The 21,305-nt window shown below is 61.2% G+C and carries 21 protein-coding genes; 19 read left to right on the top strand and 2 right to left on the bottom strand.

Annotation, left to right across the window (positions count from 1 at the left end; translation table 11 throughout):
- Nucleotides 1–119 precede the first annotated feature (119 nt).
- Nucleotides 120–920 carry a ParB/RepB/Spo0J family partition protein gene (locus tag QZS13_RS06825; protein WP_295587211.1) on the top strand — a complete coding sequence of 267 codons (801 nt, stop codon included), beginning with the start codon at nt 120–122 and terminating at the stop codon, nt 918–920.
- A 125-nt stretch (nt 921–1,045) separates the two neighbouring features.
- Entirely contained in the window at nt 1,046–2,860 is a 1,815-nt protein-coding gene (locus QZS13_RS06820; protein WP_295587209.1) for a VanW family protein, read from the top strand.
- 83 nt (nt 2,861–2,943) lie between these two features.
- Here QZS13_RS06820 and QZS13_RS06815 read toward each other — a convergent pair whose 3' ends face one another.
- Both QZS13_RS06815 and QZS13_RS06810 read right to left on the bottom strand, forming a co-directional pair.
- On the bottom strand, nt 2,944–3,945 hold the full coding sequence (locus QZS13_RS06815) for an ATP-binding protein (protein ID WP_295587207.1): 1,002 nt from the start codon (nt 3,943–3,945) through the stop codon (nt 2,944–2,946).
- 6 nt (nt 3,946–3,951) lie between these two features.
- Entirely contained in the window at nt 3,952–4,869 is a 918-nt protein-coding gene (locus QZS13_RS06810) for a DnaD domain protein (RefSeq protein WP_295587205.1), read from the bottom strand.
- Between the two features lie 209 nt (nt 4,870–5,078).
- On the opposite strand from QZS13_RS06810, the gene QZS13_RS06805 reads away from it, so the two are divergent.
- From QZS13_RS06805 to QZS13_RS06725, 17 genes are all read left to right on the top strand, one after another.
- Nucleotides 5,079–5,420 (top strand): cell division protein ZapA, encoded by a 342-nt coding sequence (locus QZS13_RS06805; RefSeq protein WP_295587203.1) that lies wholly within the window; start codon nt 5,079–5,081, stop codon nt 5,418–5,420.
- Complete coding sequence (locus tag QZS13_RS06800; RefSeq protein WP_295587201.1) at nt 5,417–7,495, top strand: U32 family peptidase; 2,079 nt, start codon at nt 5,417–5,419, stop codon at nt 7,493–7,495. The genes QZS13_RS06805 and QZS13_RS06800 overlap by 4 nt, the downstream gene beginning before the upstream one ends.
- Nucleotides 7,496–7,581: 86 nt before the next feature.
- Nucleotides 7,582–8,013 carry a dUTP diphosphatase gene (locus QZS13_RS06795; protein WP_295587199.1) on the top strand — a complete coding sequence of 144 codons (432 nt, stop codon included), beginning with the start codon at nt 7,582–7,584 and terminating at the stop codon, nt 8,011–8,013.
- A gap of 12 nt (nt 8,014–8,025) precedes the next feature.
- A complete protein-coding gene (locus QZS13_RS06790) occupies nt 8,026–8,604 on the top strand; it encodes a nucleoside triphosphate pyrophosphatase (protein WP_295587197.1) in 579 nt (192 codons plus the stop codon).
- Nucleotides 8,605–8,622: 18 nt separating this feature from the next.
- Complete coding sequence (mreC, locus tag QZS13_RS06785; protein ID WP_295587195.1) at nt 8,623–9,462, top strand: rod shape-determining protein MreC; 840 nt, start codon at nt 8,623–8,625, stop codon at nt 9,460–9,462.
- Nucleotides 9,463–9,474: 12 nt separating this feature from the next.
- On the top strand, nt 9,475–9,990 hold the full coding sequence (locus tag QZS13_RS06780; protein WP_295587193.1) for a hypothetical protein: 516 nt from the start codon (nt 9,475–9,477) through the stop codon (nt 9,988–9,990).
- A 9-nt stretch (nt 9,991–9,999) separates the two neighbouring features.
- Nucleotides 10,000–12,075 (top strand): penicillin-binding transpeptidase domain-containing protein, encoded by a 2,076-nt coding sequence (locus QZS13_RS06775; protein WP_295587191.1) that lies wholly within the window; start codon nt 10,000–10,002, stop codon nt 12,073–12,075.
- Between the two features lie 18 nt (nt 12,076–12,093).
- Nucleotides 12,094–13,962, top strand: coding sequence for a glycoside hydrolase family 13 protein (locus QZS13_RS06770; protein ID WP_295587188.1), 1,869 nt, complete (start codon nt 12,094–12,096; stop codon nt 13,960–13,962).
- Between the two features lie 152 nt (nt 13,963–14,114).
- The gene (locus QZS13_RS06765; RefSeq protein ID WP_295587186.1) at nt 14,115–14,873 is read left to right on the top strand and encodes a ParA family protein; all 759 of its coding nucleotides are present in this window, start codon (nt 14,115–14,117) and stop codon (nt 14,871–14,873) included.
- Nucleotides 14,874–14,894: 21 nt separating this feature from the next.
- A complete protein-coding gene (locus tag QZS13_RS06760) occupies nt 14,895–15,788 on the top strand; it encodes a ParB/RepB/Spo0J family partition protein (RefSeq protein WP_295587184.1) in 894 nt (297 codons plus the stop codon).
- The gene (locus QZS13_RS06755; protein WP_295587182.1) at nt 15,785–16,300 is read left to right on the top strand and encodes a hypothetical protein; all 516 of its coding nucleotides are present in this window, start codon (nt 15,785–15,787) and stop codon (nt 16,298–16,300) included. The genes QZS13_RS06760 and QZS13_RS06755 overlap by 4 nt, the downstream gene beginning before the upstream one ends.
- A 50-nt stretch (nt 16,301–16,350) precedes the next feature.
- Nucleotides 16,351–17,658 carry a serine--tRNA ligase gene (gene serS, locus QZS13_RS06750; protein ID WP_295587180.1) on the top strand — a complete coding sequence of 436 codons (1,308 nt, stop codon included), beginning with the start codon at nt 16,351–16,353 and terminating at the stop codon, nt 17,656–17,658.
- Nucleotides 17,659–17,989: 331 nt separating this feature from the next.
- Complete coding sequence (gene mscL / locus QZS13_RS06745; protein WP_295587178.1) at nt 17,990–18,388, top strand: large conductance mechanosensitive channel protein MscL; 399 nt, start codon at nt 17,990–17,992, stop codon at nt 18,386–18,388.
- On the top strand, nt 18,388–19,092 hold the full coding sequence (gene rsmG / locus QZS13_RS06740) for a 16S rRNA (guanine(527)-N(7))-methyltransferase RsmG (protein ID WP_307986759.1): 705 nt from the start codon (nt 18,388–18,390) through the stop codon (nt 19,090–19,092). Before mscL ends, rsmG begins: the two co-directional genes overlap by 1 nt.
- Nucleotides 19,093–19,141: 49 nt before the next feature.
- The gene (locus QZS13_RS06735) at nt 19,142–19,894 is read left to right on the top strand and encodes an AAA family ATPase (RefSeq protein ID WP_295587176.1); all 753 of its coding nucleotides are present in this window, start codon (nt 19,142–19,144) and stop codon (nt 19,892–19,894) included.
- 18 nt (nt 19,895–19,912) lie between these two features.
- Nucleotides 19,913–20,326, top strand: a complete 414-nt coding sequence (locus tag QZS13_RS06730; RefSeq protein ID WP_295587174.1) for a methylglyoxal synthase — start codon at nt 19,913–19,915, stop codon at nt 20,324–20,326.
- A 391-nt stretch (nt 20,327–20,717) separates the two neighbouring features.
- The coding region (locus QZS13_RS06725) for a HisS family protein (protein WP_295587172.1) at nt 20,718–21,305 on the top strand (588 nt) is incomplete at its 3' end.

Here is a 21,305-nt window from a genome sequence, read left to right as displayed (position 1 = left end):
TTCCTGCGCGCGGCCCAAGGCCGCGCGCTTTTTTTCGTCCTGTGCCGGCTCTTCGACACCGTTCTCCCCTCTTTTTTCCACAAAGGCCGTACAATGAGGAAAACAAAGGAGGTGAGACAGTGATCCACAGAACAAAGCGCCGGGTTCTGGAGCTGCCTGTAGAAGCCATCCGTCCCAACCCCATGCAGCCCCGGCAGGTATTCGAGGAGGCCGGACTGAAGGAACTGGCGGAATCCATCCGGGCCAACGGCATTTTGCAGCCTCTGACCGTCCGCCGCACGGGGGCCGGCTGGGAGCTGGTGGCCGGAGAGCGGCGGCTGCGGGCGGCCAAGCTGGCGGGCCTTGCACGGGTACCCTGTCTGGAGCTGGAGGCAGACGACCGGCGCTCGGCGCTGCTGGCTCTGGTGGAAAACCTTCAGCGCCAGGATCTGCACTACTTTGAAGAGGCCGCTGCCATCGCCGCCTATCTGGAGAGGACCGGTGTGACCCAGGAGGAGGCCGCCGCCGCTTTGGGCCGCTCCCCCTCCGCCCTGGCCAACAAGCTGCGGCTTCTGCGGCTGTCCCCCGCCTGCCGGGAGGTTCTGATTTCCGCTGGGCTGACCGAGCGCCACGCCCGGGCCCTTCTGCGGCTGGAGGACGAGGAAGAGCGCCTGGCCGCCGCCCGGACCATCGCCGCCCAGCATCTGAATGTGGCCCAGGCAGAGCAGTACATTGAGCGCCGGCTGGCAGCCATCCAGTCCACGCCGCCCCAGCGGCGCAGTACGTATATCATCAAGGACGTGCGGCTCTTTCTCAACAGCCTGGACCGGGGGCTGCGTCTGATTCGCCAGGCGGGGGTGGACGCGGTCACCGACCGCACGGACACCGATGACGCCATTTTGCTGACCATCCGTATTCCCAAGGGCCGCAGACAGGCCTGAGGCTCCAGTTGTTACAGGATTGTAATGCTTTTTCCCCACAAAGAGAGTAAAATTGTGTCATGGGAATGGTCTGCCTTTCTCAGCAAGCCGTTTTCCCGGGAAACGTAGCAACAGGAGGATGCGTCATGGAAGAGATGGCCAAAAACGCCATGGTGCAAAAGTCGGGCGGCGCCCGGCTGAAAAAGAGCAGCAGGAAGCCGCTCATTGTAATTGCTGTCATTCTGGCGGTGCTGTGCGCCGCCTATGTGGGCCTGTGCGCCTACGCAGGGTCGCTGGACGTCTTCTATCCCAACACCACCATCAACGAAGTGGACGTGGCCGGCTGCACGGTGGCCGAGGCCGCCGAACGTCTGCGGGCGGAGCTGCCGGGGCGGCAGGTGGAATTTTACCTGCCCCTGCCCGACAAGACCGGGGACGGCATATCGGCCCCCGAGGGAGACACCCTCTATGATGAAACCCCCGCCGCCACCGTGACCTATGCAGACCTGGGCGTGACGGACACCCTGGACTATGAGACCGATGCCCAGCTGGTCTTTGACCTGGCTCAGGTGCGGACGGGCTTCTTTACCCGTGGCTGGAACTATCTGGGCTGCCTGTTTGGCTCCAGGGGCACCAAGGGCATTGCCCTGGAGCCACAGGCGGATACGTTCCAATCCCAGATGGAGCAGCTGAGCGGGCAGTTTTCCAAGGAGCCCCAGGACACGGCCTACACCGTGGACGAAAACGGTTTGCAGGTGACCCTGGCCCAAAACGGCCTCGCTGTCTCCGCGGACGCCCTGGCGGAGGACACGAAGCTCTTTTTCAGCAGTGTCACCGCCGAGGATCCCGGCCGGATCTATGTGGCCGACGCCCAGATCCTCTCCGCCAAGACCATGACCGCTCAGGAGATCTATGACGCCGTCTCCGGCGATGTGAAAAACGCCGGGTACGATGCCGCCACCGGCACCATCACCCCCGAGCGCATCGGCGCGGAGTTTGACGTGACCGCCGCGCAGTCCAAGCTGGACGCGGCGGCGCCCGGCGAGACCGTGGACATTGACGCCCAGATTGAGTTCCCTGCCGTCACCGCCGACGAGCTCAAGGGCGTCCTCTTCCGGGACGTACTGGGCCAGTGCCGCACCCATGTCTCCGGCACCGCCGCCCGCATCAACAACGTCAAGCTTTCCGCCGCCGCCTGCAACGGCGTGGTGCTCAACACGGGAGATGTGTTCTCCTACAACGCCACCACCGGCCAGCGCACCACCGCCAAAGGCTACCAGGCGGCGCCCGCCTATGTCCAGGGTGAGACGGTAGACGAGGTGGGCGGCGGCGTGTGTCAGACCTCCTCCACGCTCTATTACGCCTGCCTGCGCTCCAATCTGGAGATCACGGAGCGCTACGCCCACCGCTACGTCCCCGCCTATATCGACTGGGGTATGGATGCCACCGTCTCCTGGGGCGGCCCCGACTACAAGTTCACCAATAACACCAACTATCCCATCAAGATCGTTACCAGCTATTCCGGCGGCTATCTCACCGTGAAGATCCTGGGCACCAACGTGGACGGCACGTCCGTGAAGATGACCAACGAGGTTCTCTCCACCACTCCCTGGGAGACGGTCTACAAGGATGACGACACCCTGCCCGCCGGCACAGAGAAGGTGACCACCACGCCCTACACCGGCTATAAGGTCAAGTCCTACCGCAACGTCTACGACAAAAACGGCAAGCTCATCTCCAGTACATACGAGGCCACCAGCGACTACAAGGTCCGCAACAAGGTCATCTCCCGGGGTCCTGCCCTGCCGGAGAAGCCCGCCTCCGGTACCAGCGAGCTGCCCGCAGAGCCCCAGACGCCCTCCACGGCTGTGCCCGATACGCCGGACACCACCGTTCAGCAGACGCCGCAGGTGCCGGAGAACGAGAGTCCTATTCTTGTAGTAACACCGGAGGAGCCCTGAAAAAGCGCAAAAAAGACCGCCAGATCGGCGGTCTTTTTTCATGGAGCCCGTGTGGAGCCCGTGTGCAATTCGTCCTCTTTTGCTCACTGGAGACGTTCCCGGCGGCGCTTGAGCTTCCGGATGTCCTCCCCCAAAAACGGCAAAATCTGATATTCCCCCTCAATGCGGGAGGCGATCTGCGGCGTATAGCGCCGCCCCAGCTCCCCGGGGCCCAGGTTTGTGTTGAGAATGGTGGATTTCTTCTCCATAAGCCGGGTGTTGATAATCCGGTACAGGGCGCTCTGGACAAAGGCGGTGGTCATCTCCGTGCCAAGATCATCCAGAATCAGAAGGTCACAGGAGAGTACCCGCTCCACATCGTCCTCCGCCTCGCCGTCCTCCCGGCCGAATTTCTGGTCCTCAAACCGCTCGAACACATGCGCCGCGGTGTCATAAACTACAGAGTAGCCCTTGCCGCTGACCTCCCGGGCAATGGCGGCGGACAGATGGGTCTTGCCCAGTCCCGGCGCGCCGAACAGCAGCAGGTTTCCGGGCTTTTTGCCGAACTGATAGGCATAGTCGGCGCATACGTCGTACACTGCCTTCATGTTCTCCTGGGGGGATGGCTCCCCGTCGGCCCGGGGCTTGTCGGAATACCAGTCCAGCTCGAAGGTATCGAAGCTCTGGCTGCCCAGATCCAGCATACGGCTGAGCTCCTTTTGCTGCTCCTGGGCGTAGTAGCGCCGCAGACAGCGGCACACTTCACCGCCCCGGTAGCCTGTGTCGCCGCACAGCGGGCAGGCGGGCTTTTCCTCCAGATAGTCCTCCGGCAGTCCCATCTGCTGCAGCAGCTGCCGCCGCTCCGCCTGGAGGGACAGATTTTCGTCCCGCAGAGTCTGGATGGCAGGCCGGGGGTCGGTACCCCGCCGCAGCGCCCCGGTAATGATACGGCTCATGGTGGCGCTCAGATCCTTTTCGATCTGGCGCAGCCGGGGCTGCCGGGCAAATACCTGCTCCCGGCGCTGTTCCAGCGCCTCCCGGCGGCGGGCGCGGTCGTCCTCAAACCGCTGAAGCGCCCGGCGCATGATCTTGCCGTCGTACGACATCGTCCCTTACCCCCTGTCCTTTCGCAGCGCCTGGGCGTACTGCCACGCCTCGTCGTCCCGGGCTGGCGCAGCCGTGTCATGGCGGACCGGACGGTCCTGCTTCTGGATCTCCTCCAACGTGTGCAGTCCCGCCTCGTGCCAGCGCCTCAAAATCCCGTTGCAGTAGGGCCACTTGAGCTCGTGGCATTTGAGCACGGTCTTGTCATAGGCCAAGGCCACCGCCTCCGGGGGAAAGCCCATGTCCTGCCAGGCAGTGAGGTACTTCTCCTCCGACGCCGACGGCCGCCGGTCTCCCAGGCCCAGTACCCGCATGTACTGGGGCAGTCTCTCCTGCCGCTGGGCGTATTGTTTGAGATACTCCGCGGCGGCAGCCTGGGTATCGATGCCCTTGCGGGCCCAGGCGTAGCCCTCCCGCTCGATCTGCTTCATGCCGGGCCGTCGGCCCGGGCCGTACCGCCGCTCCACCCGCTCGGCGCAGTGGCACACCAAAAGATAAATGACGTCTGCCGGGAGGCCCAGATAGTCGCTCAATCCCAGCAGCACACCGATGTCCGGTGTGGTCAGGCGCTTGCCCAGCTTGCGCTCCACCTCCGCGGTGAGGGTGCGGAACTCCCCGCTCTTTTCCAGCTGGGCCGCCACATCCTCCCGGCTGTACGCCGGGCGCTCGTCCGCCGGCTCAGGTACCGCCTCCGCCGGAGCAGCCACCAATCCCAGCTCCCGCAGCACCGCCTCCGCCGCCTCAATGCGGCTCCGGTCCCACCTTAGCTCTCCGGCCAGCGACCGGGGCAGCACGGTGCCGTGGTGGCGCAGGAGGGCCAGATATAAAAGCGCCGCGTCTCCGTCCCCCCGCTCCAGCAGCTTCTTTGCAGCGTGGGCGGATACGGTGACGCTCTCGTCCGATGCGTGAATCAATACGTTTGCCATCCAGGGCCCTCCTTCCCGAAAACTCCCCTCCATTCTACACGAAATCCCCCCGCAGGACAAGCCCCCTGGAAATTTGCCTTTTTATGAACTTTTTTCAAATCTCCCGCTTTTTTTATGGCGCAGTCTGGCTGGATATGGTATACTGTACGCTGTAAAATTAGGCAGGTTTTCCCCTGCTGTTCCATAGAATCACAAAGGAGGCTTTTTTTATGGCAAACCATGTGGTCATCAGCATCTGCGGAGAGGAATATACCTTCGTTGCCGAGGAGTCCGCGTCCTATATGCAGAAGGTGGGCGCCTATGTAAGCGGGAAAATGCAGGAGGTGCTGGACGGGGCCAAGGTGGGCCGGACCGACGCCGCCATTCTCACCGCCGTCAATATCACCGACGAGCTGTTTAAGGCCCAGGCCGCTTCCGAACAGCTGCGCAGCCAGATCAAGGGTTATCTGGACGAGGCCAGTCACGCCCAGAACGAAGTCAGCGAGCTCAAGCGGGAGGTGTTCCGCCTCCAGCAGCGGCTGGAGAGCCGGGAACGGAGTCAGCAGGGATGAACACGCCCGAACTGCTTGCCCCCGCCGGCTCCCCGGAGTCCCTGCGGGCCGCCGTCCAGTGCGGCGCCGGCGCCGTGTACCTTGGCTGGGGGGAGTTCAACGCCCGCCGGGGCGCCAAGAATTTCTCCGACGAGGAGTTTGCCCAGGCGCTGGAATACTGCCACCAGCGGGGTGTGCGGGTGTTCCTCACCCTCAACACCCTGGTCAGCGACCGGGAGCTGCCCCGCGCCGTGGAGACAGCGAAAACTGCCTGCCGCCTGGGTGTGGACGCAGTGCTGGTGCAGGACTGGGGGCTTTTTGACCTGCTGCGCCAGGCGCTGCCGGACCTTCCCCTCCACGCCAGCACCCAGATGAGCCTCTTTACCTCCGGCGGCTGCTGTGAAATGGCCGCTGACGGCTGCGAGCGGGTGGTGCTGGCCCGGGAGTGCTCCCGGGAGGACACGGAAGCCATCGTAAAAGCCTGTCCGGCGGAGGTGGAGATTTTCGCCCACGGGGCGCTTTGCATGTGCTACTCCGGCCAGTGCGCCATGAGCGCCGTACTGGGCGGCCGCTCCGGCAACCGGGGCCGCTGTGCCCAGCCCTGCCGGCTGCCCTATGGGGTGAACGAGCCGGCGGGCAAGCGCTATCCCCTGAGCTTAAAGGACAGCTGCCTGGCTGCCGAGATCCCGGACATGGCCGCCATGGGCGTGGATTGTCTGAAACTGGAAGGCCGCATGAAGCGGCCGGAATACGTGGCCGTGGTGACGGGCATCTATGCCCGGCTGCTGGAGGAAAACCGGGGCCCCACGGCAGAGGAACAGCGTCAGCTGGAGCAGGCCTTCTCCCGCTCCGGCTTTACGAATTGGTACTGGCAGGGCCGCCACGGGGCGGGCATGTTCGGTACCCGGCCGGAAAACGCCCCGGAGCCCAAGGAACTCTTTGCTCAGGCCCGGGCCGTCTACGAAAAGGACAACGCCCGGACCGTGCCGGTGGACTTCTCCGCCTGCATCCGTGCCGGCGAACCCTGCACCCTGACCGCCTCCGACGGCGACGGGCACACCGTCACCGTCACCGGGCCGGTGCCCGAGGCCGCCCGGACCCGGAGCCTGACGGCAGAGGAGCTGGAAACCCGCCTTGGAAAAACCGGCGGCACCGGCTACCACTGCGCCGCTGTCCATGCCGTGGTGGACGAGGGGCTCTCCCTCCCCGCCAGCGCCGTCAACGCCCTGCGCCGGGAGGCCCTGGCCGCCCTGACGCAAGCGCGCGTCGCCCCGCCCGTGCGGCGGGAGCTTCCCGTCCCGGCTCTGGACACCACGGACTGCGCCGCAGGTTCGCCGGAATTTACCGTGTCGGTCACCACCGCCGCCCAGCTGAGCCCAGACCTGCTTGCCATGGGCCCGGCACGGATCTATGTACCCCTGGAGCTGCTGGCAGCTTTCTCCGCCCTGCCGGAATATACCGGTGCGTGGTGCGCAATCCTGCCCCGGGTGTGGCGGGACCGCGACGAGCCCCAGCTGCGGCGCGCCCTGGACCACGCCAAGGGTCTGGGCGTCACCGGCGCCCTGGCGGGAAACATCGGCCACCTGCCGCTGCTGCGGGACCTGGATTTTCACGTCTACGGAGACTTTGGCCTTAATGTATTCAACAGCCGTTCTCTGGACTATCTGAGAAAGAAGGGCCTGGAGAGCGCCTGCGTGTCCTTTGAGCTGCGGCTGGCCCAGATCCGGGATCTTCGCAAGGTGCTGCCCACGGAGGCCATCGTCTACGGACGGCTGCCCCTCATGATTACAGAGAACTGCCTCATTGAAAACAGCGGTCAGGGCTGCCGCTGCGACCGGCCCAACTTTTTGAACGACCGCACCGGGGCAGCCTTCCCCCTGCTCCCTGCCTTCGGACACCGGACGGAGGTGGAGAACAGCCTGCCCGTGTGGCTGGCGGACCGGCCGGACTACCGCCGCCTGGGTCTGGCCTATGCCCGGCTGCGGTTTACCACGGAGACGCCGGAGCAGTGTGCGGAGATCCTGCGCCGCTACCAATGCGGCGAAGCGGCGCCTGGCCCCTTTACCCGAGGCCTTTACGAGCGGGGTGTGGAGTAAAGTCCCGCAAATTTCAGATTGTTTTAATACAAACAGTATAATATTGATATGATTATACGATATATTATCGTTTTTTGGAGTTTTACATGGAAGAGATCAAGGTAAAATACTTTGTGGAGGGGCTGGACCCCCTGTGCTATGTGGCGGGCAAGTCCGACTGGATTGACCTGCATCTGGCCCAGGATGTGACGCTCCGGGCGGGTGAGTTCCGCCTGCTGCCTCTGGGGGTGGCCCTGGCGCTGCCGGAGGGATACGAGGCCCATATCGTGCCCCGCAGCTCCACCTTCAAAAACTACGGCATTTTGCAGACCAACTCCATGGGCGTGGTGGACTACTCCTACCGGGGCGACGGGGACCAGTGGCACATGCCCGTCTACGCCACCCGGGACGTGTCCATTCCCAAAAACGCCCGCATCTGCCAGTTCCGCATTATGCGCCACCAGCCGCCCCTGCACTTTACGACTGTGGAACATCTGGATGGTCCGGACCGTGGCGGCTTCGGCTCCACCGGCGTGTAAGGAGGATCGCATATGGCAAAACTGGTTTTGGCCTCCGGGTCTCCCCGTCGGCAGGAGCTTCTGCGCCGCATGGGCCTGACGGACTTTGACGTGCGGGTGCCCGATACGAAGGAAACATTTCCTCAGGGCCTGAGCCCGCAGGAGGTAGTCTCCTACATTTCCCGGGAGAAGTCCGACGCGGCGGCTGCCCTCTGTGCAGAGGACGAGATCATCATTACCGCCGACACCATGGTCTTTCTGGACGACCGCCGTCTGGGAAAGCCCAGGGACGAAGCGGACGCCCTGGCCATGCTCACCGCCCTTCAGGGACGCCACCACACGGTCTGCACCGGCGTCACCGTCCGCCAGGGCGGCCGCATTCTCACGGAGGCGGAGTCCACGGAGGTTTGCTTCCGCCCTGCCACGGAGGAAGAGCTCCGTGCCTACATCGCCACCGGCGAACCCATGGACAAGGCCGGCGCCTACGGCATCCAGGGGCTGGGCGCCCTTTTGGTAGAGGGCATCCGGGGGGACTTTTTCAACGTGATGGGCCTGCCCATTCTGCGCCTTAGCCGGATGCTCTCATCCTTCGGCATGACATTTTTTCACTGACAACTGGGAGGAGCTGCTTTGAAACGTTTTTTGAGGGACCACGGCCTGTGGGTATTGTTTGCCGCAGCGGTCATTGCTGTGGCGCTTGCCGCGATGTCCTATTTTTCCAGTACCTCATCCCCTCTGACCAACGTGGCCGGCATCATCACCTCTCCTTTCCGCTCGGCCTACACCGCAGTGGCCGGGTGGTTTAATGAGAAACAGGCGTATTTTGCCGATATCCAGGCCCTGCAGGAGGAAAACGACGCATTGCGTAAGCGCAACGCCCAGCTGGAGGCCGCCGCCCGTCAGGCGGAAAAGGACAGCCAGGAAAACGAGCTGCTGCGCCAGCGGCTGAATCTGCGGGAGCAGAAATATAAACTGGAGCTGGAGTCCGCCATGGTCACGGAGCACTCGGTGACCAACTGGACCTCCTCCCTCACCCTGGACCGTGGCACCATGCACGGCGTGGAGAGCGGCGACTGCGTGGTCACCGCCACCAACGACCTGGTGGGCCTGGTGGGCGAGGTGGGCACCAACTGGTGCACCGTGCTGACCATCGTGGATACGGACACCTCTCTGGGCGCTCAGGTATTCCGTACCCGGGATCTGGGCCTTGCCCAGGGCGACTTTGCCCTCATGGGCGAGAACCGGCTGCGGCTGGATTACCTGCCCGCCGGCTGCCAGCTGCTCAACGGCGACCTGGTGGTCACGTCGGGCCTTGGCGGCTACTATCCCTCCGACCTGGTGATCGGCTCCATTGAGGAGGTGCAGAAGGACGACTCCGGCGCCGCCTCCTACGCCATCATTGCCCCCGCCGCGGATTTTGATGAACTGACGGAGGTCTTTATCATCAAGTCCTTCGACATTGTCACCTGAGGAGGGTCGGCCATGTTTGCCCGCAACGAGACGATCTTCAAATGGAGCCTGTACGCCGCAGCTACCTTGCTGTGCTTTCTGGTCCAGTTTGTTTTGCTCCAGCGGCTGACGCTGCTGGGCGTTATCCCCTTTATCTATCCGGTGGCGGTGGCGGTGGCGTCCACCTATGAGCCCCCGGTCAGCGCCACCATTTTTTCTCTGGCGGCAGGGGTGGTGTGCGACCTGCTGCTGCCGGAGGCCATTCCCTGCTTTTACACGCTGGTCTTTCCCCTGGTGGGGCTTTGCGCCTCCCTCATCTCCCAGAACTGGCTGAGCGCGGGCTTTTTGTGCTCCCTGGCAACCGGCGCCCTGGCCTTTGTGTTCACCGGTGCTTTTCACTGCTTTTTGCTCTGGAGCCGGGGCAAGACCGCCTGGGCCGTCGGCGCTGTCCTGGCCGGCCGGGAAATGCTGGTAAGCGTGATTCTTTTGACCATTCCCGTAACGCTGCTCTATCGGGCTGTCCACCGGAGAGCCCATAAAAATGACTAAGGAGTTCCCATGGAGCACAAAGATTCGCAAAACAACATCCGCCTTTATGTGCTGGGGGCCTTTCTAGGGCTGTCACTGGTGATCTATCTGGGCGTACTGTATAACATTCAGATCAACCAGCACGACTACTACCTGGCCCAGTCCATCCGCACCATCACCCAGGAGGAGACCGTGGAAGCCTCCCGGGGCGTCATCACCGACCGCAACGGCCGGGAGATGGCCTCCAGCCGCTCATCCTACGATCTGACCTTTGACTCCAGCGCTCTGGACAAAGATGACGACGAAAACGAGGCCATTTTGCGGCTGATTCAGCTCTGTCAGGACCAGGGCGTAAGCTGGGTGGACAATCTGCCCATCACCAAGACCGAGCCCTTTTCCTACACCTTCACCTCTCTGACCGAGTTGAATGAGACCCAACGCAATCGTTTTACTACCTTTTTGAGAGAATATCTGGAGATTATTCCAGACAGCATGGACGCCAAGGACATCACCGCCGAGTACCTGACCTCCCGGGGCTTTTCCGCCCACGCGCTGGTGGAGCGGATGCGGCAGGAATATGAAGTTCCCGTCACTTTCAGCCTCAATGAGACCCGCAGCGTCATCGGCGTGCGCTATGAGCTGTCCATCCGGCAGCTGATGAGCACGACCGCCTATGCCATGGCGGAGGACATCGACACAGAGATGATCTCCCTGCTCAACGACGGCGACTACGCCGGCGCCAAGATCACCGCCTCCTCCGTCCGGGAGTACAATACCACCTGCGCTGCCCAGGTTTTGGGCGCGGTCACCCCCATCTGGGCGGAGGAATATGCTGACTTGAAGGAACAGGGCTACAACGGCAACGACCGCATCGGCCGCTTCGGCGTGGAGGCCGCCTTCGAGCAGTACCTCCGGGGCACCAACGGCAAGCGCATTGTCTCCACCAACGCCGACGGCAAGATCACCGGTGAATACTACGAAAAAGCCCCCCAGCCCGGCAATACCGTGGAGCTGACCATTGACCTTTCTCTGCAGCAGGCAGTGGAGCAGGCCCTGGCCGAGGCAGTGGCGGACATGAACGCCGACGACGGCGATGAGACCCGGGGTGCCGGCGCCGTTGCAATCCAGGTGGGCACCGGCGAGGTGCTGGCTATGGCCTCCTACCCCACCTACGACCCCGCCGACTACAGCCGGAACTATAACGCTCTTCTGGAAAATCCAGCCAACCCCCTGTTTAACCGAGCCACGCAGGGTACCTATGTACCCGCTTCCACCCTCAAGCCCCTGGTGGCCGTGGCCGCTCTGGAATCCGGCGTGACCACCACCTCTGAGAAGATCAAGGACACCGGCAAGTGGTACTACCCCGGCGACCCCAACAGCTGGCTTTGGTGCTGGAACCACTCCGGTCACGGCTGGATGAACGCCACCACCGCCATCACCAACTCCTGCAACTACTACTTTGCCACCATGGGCTACCGCATGGGCATGGACACCCTGCGGGAGTATCTGACCGCCTTTGGTCTGGGTCAGAACACCGGCATTGAGATCGGTGACAAAGCCGGCAAGCTGCCGGAGAACCCCCCGGGTGAGAACCAGGCCCCCTGGGCCGCTTTCGGCCAGGGCAACCAGCTCTACACCCCGCTGCAAATGGCCAACTACATTGCCACCCTGGTCTCCGGCGGCAAGCACTGTCAGCCTCACCTGCTTAAAGCCGTCAAGTCCTACGACAACACGGAGGTCCTGGCCGTGGGCAATTCCGAGCCCACCAACATCGTCTCCATGCAGGACTCCACTCTTCAGGCGGTGAAAGAGGGTATGCTGGGCTACACCCAGCCCGGCGGCCAGGTTTATACCTATTTTAAGAACTGCGTTGTCACCGCCGGTGCCAAGACCGGCACCGCCCAGCTGGGCGGCGACACCACCAACAACGGTGTGTTTGTCTGCTTTGCCCCTTACGATGACCCTGAAATCGCCCTGGCTATCGTCATTGAGCACGGCAATGCCGGCGCCGCCCTGGCGTCCACCGCCGTGAAGATCCTCAACGCCTACTTTACCGCCGACGAGATCGGCACTGCCGTGGTGGGCGACAATCAGCTACTTCAGTAAAAAGGAGGCCCCGCTTCCATGAGCGAGCCCTTTGTGTTTGATCCCCGCTGTATTTTGTGCAAGGACCCCTTCGGCGCAGTCACCTGCGGCACACTGGTCAGCTTCCACTGCCGTCCCCTGGCCAGCGAGGGGTTCACACACTGCTCCATCATTCTGCGCCACGAGTTTTCCGGCTGGCAGCAGACTGTGGAGCTGGCCCTGACAGACCGTGCGTCGGAGCGTATGCACTTCTCCGCCGCTGTGGTAGCGCCCGCCGCGCCGGAGCTGATCTGGTACCACTTCCGCTTCTGGCGGGACGACGGCACCGGCTGCTTTTTGGATAAGACCGGATACCGCAGCGACACGCCTGCCGATCCCTGGCAGCTGACCGTCTACCGGCAAAGCCGCACCCCCGCCTGGTTCGGCCAGGGTGTGACATACCAGATATTCCCAGATCGTTTTTGCCGTTTGACCCAACCTCACCCGGAGGGACTGGTGGGAAACCGCTGGATTCAGGAGCACTGGGATGATGTGCCGGAGTGGCGTCCGGACCCGGACGGTGAAATCCGCAACCGAAACTTTTTCGGCGGACAGCTGGCAGGCATCACCTCCAAGTTGGATGAACTGGCCCGGATGGGTGTATCCACCCTGTATCTGTGTCCGATTTTTGAGTCAGCCTCCAACCACCGCTACAACACGGCGGATTACAGCAAGATCGACCCCATGCTGGGCACGGAGGAGGACTTTCGGCAGCTGTGCCAGGAGGCCGGCCGCCACGGGATGCGGGTCATACTGGATGGTGTCTTCAATCACACCGGCTCCCAAAGCCTCTATTTCAATGCCGACGGCTTTTATCCCACAGTAGGCGCCGCCCAGAGCAAGGAGAGCCCTTATTACGACTGGTACTCCTTCCACCCCTGGCCCGATGATTACGACTCCTGGTGGGGCATTCGGACCCTGCCGGCAGTCCGTGAGGAGAGCCAGACTTATGTAAACTATATTATTGACGGAGAGGACTCCATTATCCGCCGGTGGCTTCGGGCCGGTGCCGCAGGCTGGCGGCTGGATGTGGCTGACGAGCTGCCGGACTGGTTCATTGAAAAGATCCGTGCTGCCGTGGAGGAAACCAAATCCGACGCCGTGCTCATCGGTGAGGTCTGGGAGGACGCCAGCAACAAAATTGCTTACTCCCAGCGGCGTCACTACCTGCTGGGCAGTGAGCTCCACGGGGTCATGAACTACCCCTTCCGCACGGCGCTGCTTGCCTATTTGCAGGGCGGGAATGCCGATGATTTTCGGGAGTCTATGGAGACGCTGCGGGAAAACTATCCCCCTGCTGCCTTCTACTCTGCCATGAACTTCCTGGGCACCCACGACACCCCCCGCATTCTGACCGTACTGGGTGCCGATCAGGTGCCCCAGACCAAGGACGAGCGGGCGGTCTATCGGCTGACTCCCCAGCAGCGCAGCCGAGCCGCCGCACTGGTACGGCTGGCTGCCCTGGTGTTGTTCACCTTTCCCGGCTCCCCCATGGTCTATTACGGAGACGAGGCCGGGATGGAGGGCTTTGAGGACCCGTTTAACCGGGGCGGCTATCCCTGGGGAAAAGAGGATCAGGCACTCAAGTCCTGGTTTACCAATCTGGGGCATCTCCGCCGTCAGCGGATCTCTCTCCAGCGTGGTTCCATCTCCTATCTCTATACTGCCGGGCCGCTGCTGGTGTATGCCCGCAGCTGGCAGAACCAACGGACCGTTGTGGCGGTGAACCGGGCGGATCTTCCGGCCAACGTATGTATTCCCTGGCCGGAGGAGTCTGCGCTGGACCTGCTTTCCGGACGGGTATACCAGGCCGGAGGCGGCGTTTTGCCGCTCCATCTTCCCCCCAGAACGGGTATGCTGTTGGAGTAATCATAAACCGGGAATGTTTCACGTGAAACATTCCCGGTTTTTTCATTTCTTTTGTGGTTTTGACCTTGCAAGCCCATTCACACCTTGCTATAATAATAAGGTGTTTGAAAAACAGTGAAAAAACACATCCTTAAGGGAAAGTAGGTGCCCCGGTGGCAAAAACCGTTGCAATTGTGAATCAAAAAGGCGGTGTGGGAAAAACCACAACCTGTGTGAACCTGGCCGCCGCCCTGACGGAACAGGGAAAGCGGGTGCTGCTCTGCGATTTCGACCCTCAGGCCAACTCCACCTCCGGTATGGGCGTGGACAAGACCGTCTCCAAGGGAGTCTACGAAGTGCTGATTGGAGAAATGCCCACCCAGGACGCGCTGGTACATACCAAATACGGCGATGTGCTGCCCTCCAATAAGGCATTGGCTGGCGCCGGCATTGAGCTGATCGGTATGGAGCGCCGGGAATTTCTTTTGAAAGATGCGCTCAATCAGGTCAAAGAACAATATGATTTTATGCTGATTGACTGTCCCCCCTCCCTGGAACTGCTGACTCTCAATGCGCTTTGCGCTGCGGACACCATTTTGGTGCCGGTGCAGGGAGAATATTTTGCCCTGGAGGGACTCAGCGATCTGATGAACACGGTGCGCATCGTACGCCGTTCTCTGAATCCCGATCTGGAGTTGGAAGGTGTACTGCTGACCATGTTTGACGGCCGCACCAATCTGGCCCTCCAGGTGGCAGAAGAAGTCAAGCACTACTTCCCCGGCAAGGTCTATGCCACCGTTATTCCCCGGAACGTACGGCTCAGTGAAGCCCCCAGTCATGGCAAGCCCATTACCGCTTATGACCGTACATCCCGGGGCGCAGAAGCTTACACGGCCTTGGCCGCAGAGTTTTTGAAAAAGCAAAGCGTCTGATATCCTGAAAGGAGAATCTGCATGGCATCCAAAAAGCCTTCCGGCCTCGGCCGGGGCCTCGGCGCCCTGCTGGGCGACGACGTTTTGAAAGAGGAGAGCACCGGTGCCCTCTCCCTCCCCATTGCACAGGTGGAGAGTTGTTCTTCCCAGCCCCGCAAGTCCTTTGACGAGGCTTCCCTTGCGGAACTGGCGGACTCCATTCGCCAGCACGGCATTATTCAGCCTTTGACGGTCCGGAAGCTGGCCTCCGGCTATTACCAGATCATCGCCGGTGAACGCCGGTGGCGGGCTGCCCGCATGGCAGGACTGAGCGAAGTGCCTGTCATTGTCATGGAGGCAGACGATCGAAAGGCCGCAGAACTGGCTATGATCGAAAACCTACAGCGGGAAGACCTCAACCCCATGGAAGAGGCCGCCGGATTTCAGTCTTTGATTGAGACGTACCACATGACGCAGGAAGAGGCCGCCCAGCGGGTGGGCAAATCCCGCAGCGCCGTAGCCAACGCCCTGCGGCTGCTGGGACTGACGCCATCCGTCCGAAAGCTGGTGGAGGAGGGAAAGCTCTCCGCCGGACATGCCCGGGCACTGCTCCCCCTTCCTGCCGATACCCAGGAAAGCGCAGCGGCGGCCATTGTGGCCGGTGGGCTGTCTGTTCGGCAGACAGAGGCGCTGGTCAAGCGGCTCAGTGCACAGGAAAAACCCAAGCCTAAACCGCCCTCCGGTGTGGATTACACTGCTGAGGCGCAGAGGGATCTGAGCTCCCGCCTCGGGCGGGGAGTAAAGATTATAAATGGCCGTAAAAAAGGCCGCATTGAATTGGAATACTATGGTCTGGACGACCTGAACGATCTGCTGGAGGCACTGGCCCTGCTGCGGATCGAAAAGAGCCAGACGCAGAAAGGAAACGAAGCATGAAACTGGAAAAGCGCGGCGACGGTGAAATGCCTGCTCCGCAGGAGCCCTCCTCCGGGAAAAAACCCGTAGTCGTCTATATCATGATCTTGTTCATCGTTGCGTTTTTGCTGATGGCCCTCTCTTTTCTCATGCATCAACGCAGCAACTCGGAAGTTCTCGGTGAACTGCAGCACTCCGTATCCGCCATGCAGGAGGTACAGGCGGTGCAGGACAAGGTCATTGAACTGCAGGAAGAGCTGGCCGACGCACAGGATGAAATTACGGACCTGAACGATCAGCTTGCAGAGCAGGAACAGACCGCAGCAGATACCCAGAAAACAACGGACGCCATGCTGGCACTGTATACGCTGCAGCAGCAATATTCCGCCGGCGACTATGATGCCTGCCTGGACACCATGCAGCACATGGAAGACCAGGGCCTGGTGGATCTGCTTCCCAGCAACGCGGACAGCGGTGTCACCGCTCCCTCCCAGCGTTACCAGCAGCTTAAGGAAGCTGTGCTGAACAAATAACTTGTGTTTCACGTGAAACATATTTTAAAATTATATGAGGTGAAATCATCATGCTGGACATTAAGTTCATCCGTGAAAACCCTGACATTGTCAAAGAGAATATCAAGAAGAAGTTCCAGGACGCCAAGCTGCCCCTGGTGGACGAGGTCATTGATCTGGACGCCAAGCGCCGTGCCGCCGTGGCCGAAGCCGACCAGCTTCGCTCCGCACGCAACACTTTGTCCAAGAAAATCGGTATGCTGATGGGCCAGGCCAAGAAGGACCCCTCCAAGCTGGCCGAAGCGGAAGAAGTGAAAAAGGAAGTCACCCGGGATGCAGAGCGTCTGGCGGAGCTGGAGAAGCTGGAAAACGAGCTGGATGCAGAGCTGCATAAGCGGCTGCTGGTAATTCCCCAGATTATCGACCCCTCCGTGCCTCTGGGTCCCGATGACTCCTGCAACGTGGAAGTCCAGCGTTTCGGCGAGCCCAAGGTGCCTGACTTCCCCATCCCCTACCATGTGGATTTGATGGAGACCTTTGACGGCATCGATATGGACGCCGCCGGCCGGGTAGCCGGCAACGGTTTCTATTACCTGCTGGGCGACATTGCCCGTCTCCATGAGGCCGTGCTGGCCTACGGCCGGGACTTCATGATCGGTAAGGGCTTCACCTACTGCATCCCTCCCTTCATGATCCACGGCAACGTGGTGGAAGGCGTTATGAGCCAGACGGATATGGACGCCATGATGTATAAGATCGAGGGCGAGGACCTGTATCTGATCGGCACCAGCGAACACTCTATGATCGGCCGTTTCATTGACCAGATCCTGCCCGAGGACAAGCTGCCCCAGACCCTCACCTCCTACTCCCCCTGCTTCCGCAAGGAGAAGGGCGCCCACGGCATTGAAGAGCGGGGCGTGTACCGCATCCACCAGTTTGAAAAACAGGAGATGATCGTGGTCTGCAAGCCCGAGGAGTCCAAAGACTGGTACGAGAAGCTGTGGCAGTACTCTGTGGAGCTCTTCCGCTCCATGGATATCCCCGTCCGTCAGCTGGAGTGCTGCTCCGGTGACCTGGCCGACCTGAAGGTCAAGTCCTGCGACATTGAGGCCTGGTCTCCCCGTCAGCAGAAGTACTTCGAGGTCTGCTCCTGCTCCAACCTGGGCGACGCCCAGGCCCGCCGCCTGCACATCCGCTATAAGGATGAAAACGGCAAGATGCAGCTGTGCCACACCCTCAACAACACCTGCGTGGCACCTCCCCGCATGCTGATCGCCTTCCTGGAAAACAACCTGCAGGCCGACGGCACCGTGAAGATCCCCGAGGTGCTGTGGCCCTACATGGGCGGCACCAAGGTGCTGGTTCCCAAGAAGAAGTAATTGTTTGCTGCGCGGCCTTCCGGACTGCCGCACCTGTCTCCCTTCAGGGTGCGCGGGTGCGGCATCCGGAAGAGTCGATATCTTTTCTAAAATCATGCCGGAAACGCAGTGAAATACTATTTGCAATATAATTAAAAAATAATACAAATAGTTGAACCCGTTTCCAGCCAACGGCGCGACGCCGAACCCATCATCGGTACCCTTGCCGCCCTTCTATGGGCTCCATTCCGGTCAAAACCCGGAATCCGTTGGGGCACAAGGGGTTCCGGCGCCGTCTTTTTTGCCGCGGCATTAATGCGGCCATTTCCCCCAGATTATGAAAGGGCTCTCTATGTCAAAAACCAAAGGCTTCATCGCTGAATTCAAACAGTTTATCGCCCGGGGCAACGTGCTGGACATGGCCGTGGGCGTCATCGTGGGCGGCGCATTCAAGTCCATTGCCGATTCCCTGACCAACGATATTCTCATGCCCCTGCTTCTGCTGCTCACCAACGGCGGTGCGGACCTCAGCGCCTGGAACATTCACATGGGCGGCTCCGTGTTGGGCATCGGGAACTTTGTCTCCGCCGTGCTGAACTTTCTCATTATGGCCTTTGCCGTGTTCTGTCTGGTCAAGGCCGTCAATCGTTTTCACCGGAAAAAGGAGGCCGCGCCTCCTCCCCCGCCCCAGCCCTCTAAAGAAGAAGTGCTGCTGACGGAGATCCGGGATCTTCTGAAGGAGCGTACATGATGGATGAAATGCGCCCAATCCTGGAATCCGGCCTGACGGCCTTGGGCCTGCCCACCGATGGCATTGCCGCGCTGGAGGCCTATGCCCGGCTGCTGCTGGAGACAAACCAGGTCATGAACCTGACCGCCATCACAGACCCGGCCGACGTGGCAAAGCTCCACTTTCTGGACTGCGCGTCTTTGCTGCCCTTGGCGGACTTTGCCGGCAAAACCGTGGCGGATGTGGGCAGCGGCGCGGGCTTTCCCGGCCTCCCCCTCAAAATCCTCTGCCCCTCCATCCAGCTGACCATGGTGGACTCCCTGGGCAAGCGGGTAACCTTCCTGCAGACTGTCTGCGACGCCCTGCACCTTACCGGCGTGGAGGCAATCCACGCCCGGGCGGAAGAGTTTGCCGCCGCCCACCGGGCTGGGTTCGACATCGTCACCTCCCGGGCTGTAGCCGCGCTGCCCATGCTCTCGGAGCTGTGTCTGCCCCTGGTGAAGGAGGGCGGCTGGTTTCTGGCCATGAAGTCCGTAGACTGTGATGAGGAACTCCGGTCGGCAGAAAATGCCGTCTCCTTGCTGGGCGGACGCCTGGAAAAAATCCAGGACTATGTAATTCCGGGGACAGATGTGCGCCACCGGCTGCTTTTTATCAAAAAAATCAAAGAAACCCCGAAAAAATATCCCAGAGCATTTGCAAAAATCAAGAAGAATCCGCTATAATAAGGTATTAGAGACAGTTAGGACAAAAATGTGTTAAGGAGGGGCCGTCATGGGAGCCTCAGGACAATGCATCGCCGTGGTATCCGGCAAAGGCGGCACGGGAAAGACCTCCTTTGTGGCCGGTGTAGGCGCCGCGCTGGTGTTGAGCGGAAAGCGGGTGCTGTGTCTGGACTGCGACATCGGCCTGAGGAACCTGGATCTGGCGCTGGGTCTTTCCGACCGGGCGCTGATGGATTTCTCCGATGTGGCCCAGGGCATCTGTGACCTGGACGACGCCATTGTGGAGCATCCCCGGATCCACGGACTGTTTCTGCTGACCGCACCTGCCCGTCTCTCCTCCCACCCGGTTACCGTACAGCAGATGACGGCTCTGCTTCGGCAGATCCGCCGGACATTTGACTACTGTCTGCTGGATGCGCCGGCAGGCCTGGGTACCGGCTTCCAGCTGGCCACCTGCGCCGCCGACCGCTGCGTGGTGGTCACCTGTACGGACGCCTCTTCCCTGCGGGATGCCCAGCACACCGTGATGGAGCTGGGCCGGTTTCCCTATGGGTCCTTGCACCTGGTGGTCAATCGGGTACGGCGCAAGCTGCTGCGGCAGCTGCACGCCACCATTGATGACGCCATCGACAAAGCCGGCCTTCCCCTGCTGGGTGTCGTGCCGGAGGACGACGCCCTGCCCCTGTGTCTGAATCGGGGCTGCCCCCCTCTTCTGGAGGACAGCCGGCTGGCCGGGGCGGCTTATCGCAACATCGCAAAACGCATCCAGGGCATCCGGACACCCCTGCTGCGTATTCGTTAGAAGAAAGGAGCTTTGCCAATGAACATTGCACTCATGTCACACGATAACAAGAAAGAACTGATGGTCCAGTTCTGCACCGCATACGCCGGCATTCTCTCCCAGCACCACATTTATGCCACCAATGCCACCGGCCACATGGTTGCCGACGCCACCGGTCTGAACGTACACTGCTTCCTCTCCTATGACCACGGCGGCAGCCAGCAGATCGGTGCCCGCATCGCGTACAATGAGTTCGACCTGGTTCTGTTCTTCAACGATCCCAGCGACGACAAGATGATGAGCGCCGTCTCCTATATTGCCCGTCTGTGCGATCAGAACAACATTCCCTTTGCCAGCAACATTGCCACGGCAGAAATGCTGGTGCTGGGTCTGGCCCGGGGCGATCTGGACTGGCGGTGCATTGTCAATCCCTCTACCCGGCCCATCGCTTGACTTTTTTCCAAAAAGCGCATACAATCTGCTCGTACCGCGCGGATGCCGCAGCAGTACTCCAACCCCACGGCCCACAGAGAGGGACGCATCGCTGAGAGCGCCCCGGCCGGATTGGACGAAGGACAGCGGCGGAGCGGGGGCGGAAACGCCCACGGTCCCCTCCCCGTACCAAAGGAGGCCAGAGGAGATCCCCCGGGGATCTTGAATTTGGGTGGCACCACGAAGCGGCATTCGCTCTCGTCCCAAGCTGCGGGACGAGAGCATTTATTTTGCCGTCTGACACGGTATTTTTCCGTTCAGATGGCCGTTTTCCCGCTTAAAAAAGCAATATACCGCATATGCGGCCACGCGCGGGCCAAGCCCGCAACACTGAAATAAAGGAGCATCCGCTATGGCTAAAATGACCCCCCGTACTCTCTCCGGCTTCATGGAGCTGCTGCCCGCGCCCCAGCAGCAGATGGAGCGCATGATGGAGATCCTCCGCAAGACCTACTCTCTCTACGGCTTCACCCCCCTGGACACCCCCGTCATCGAGTCCAGCGAGGTGCTGCTGGCCAAGGGCGGCGGCGAGACGGAAAAGCAGATCTACCGCTTCCAAAAAGGCGACGCCGACCTCAGTCTGCGGTTTGATCTGACCGTGCCTCTGGCCAAGTACGTAGCCCTGCACTACAACGACCTCTCCTTCCCCTTCCGCCGCTATCAGATCGGCAAGGTGTACCGGGGCGAGCGGGCCCAGCGGGGCCGCTTCCGGGAGTTCTATCAGGCCGACATCGACATCATCGGCGACGGCAAGCTCTCCATCCTCAACGAGGCGGAGATCCCCTCCATCATCTACAAGACCTTCTCCGCTCTGGGCCTCAAGCGCTTCCAGATCCGGGTGAACAACCGCAAGATCCTCAACGGCTTCTACGAGATGCTGGGCCTGACGGAAAAGGCGGGCGACATTATGCGCACCGTGGACAAGCTGGACAAGATCGGC

Source organism: uncultured Oscillibacter sp. (assembly GCF_900546705.1).
In the GTDB taxonomy this organism is placed as follows: Bacteria; Bacillota; Clostridia; order Oscillospirales; family Oscillospiraceae; genus Oscillibacter.
Note: the sequence above shows the minus strand (reverse complement) of the source record. Positions and strands in the feature narration are given on the sequence as shown.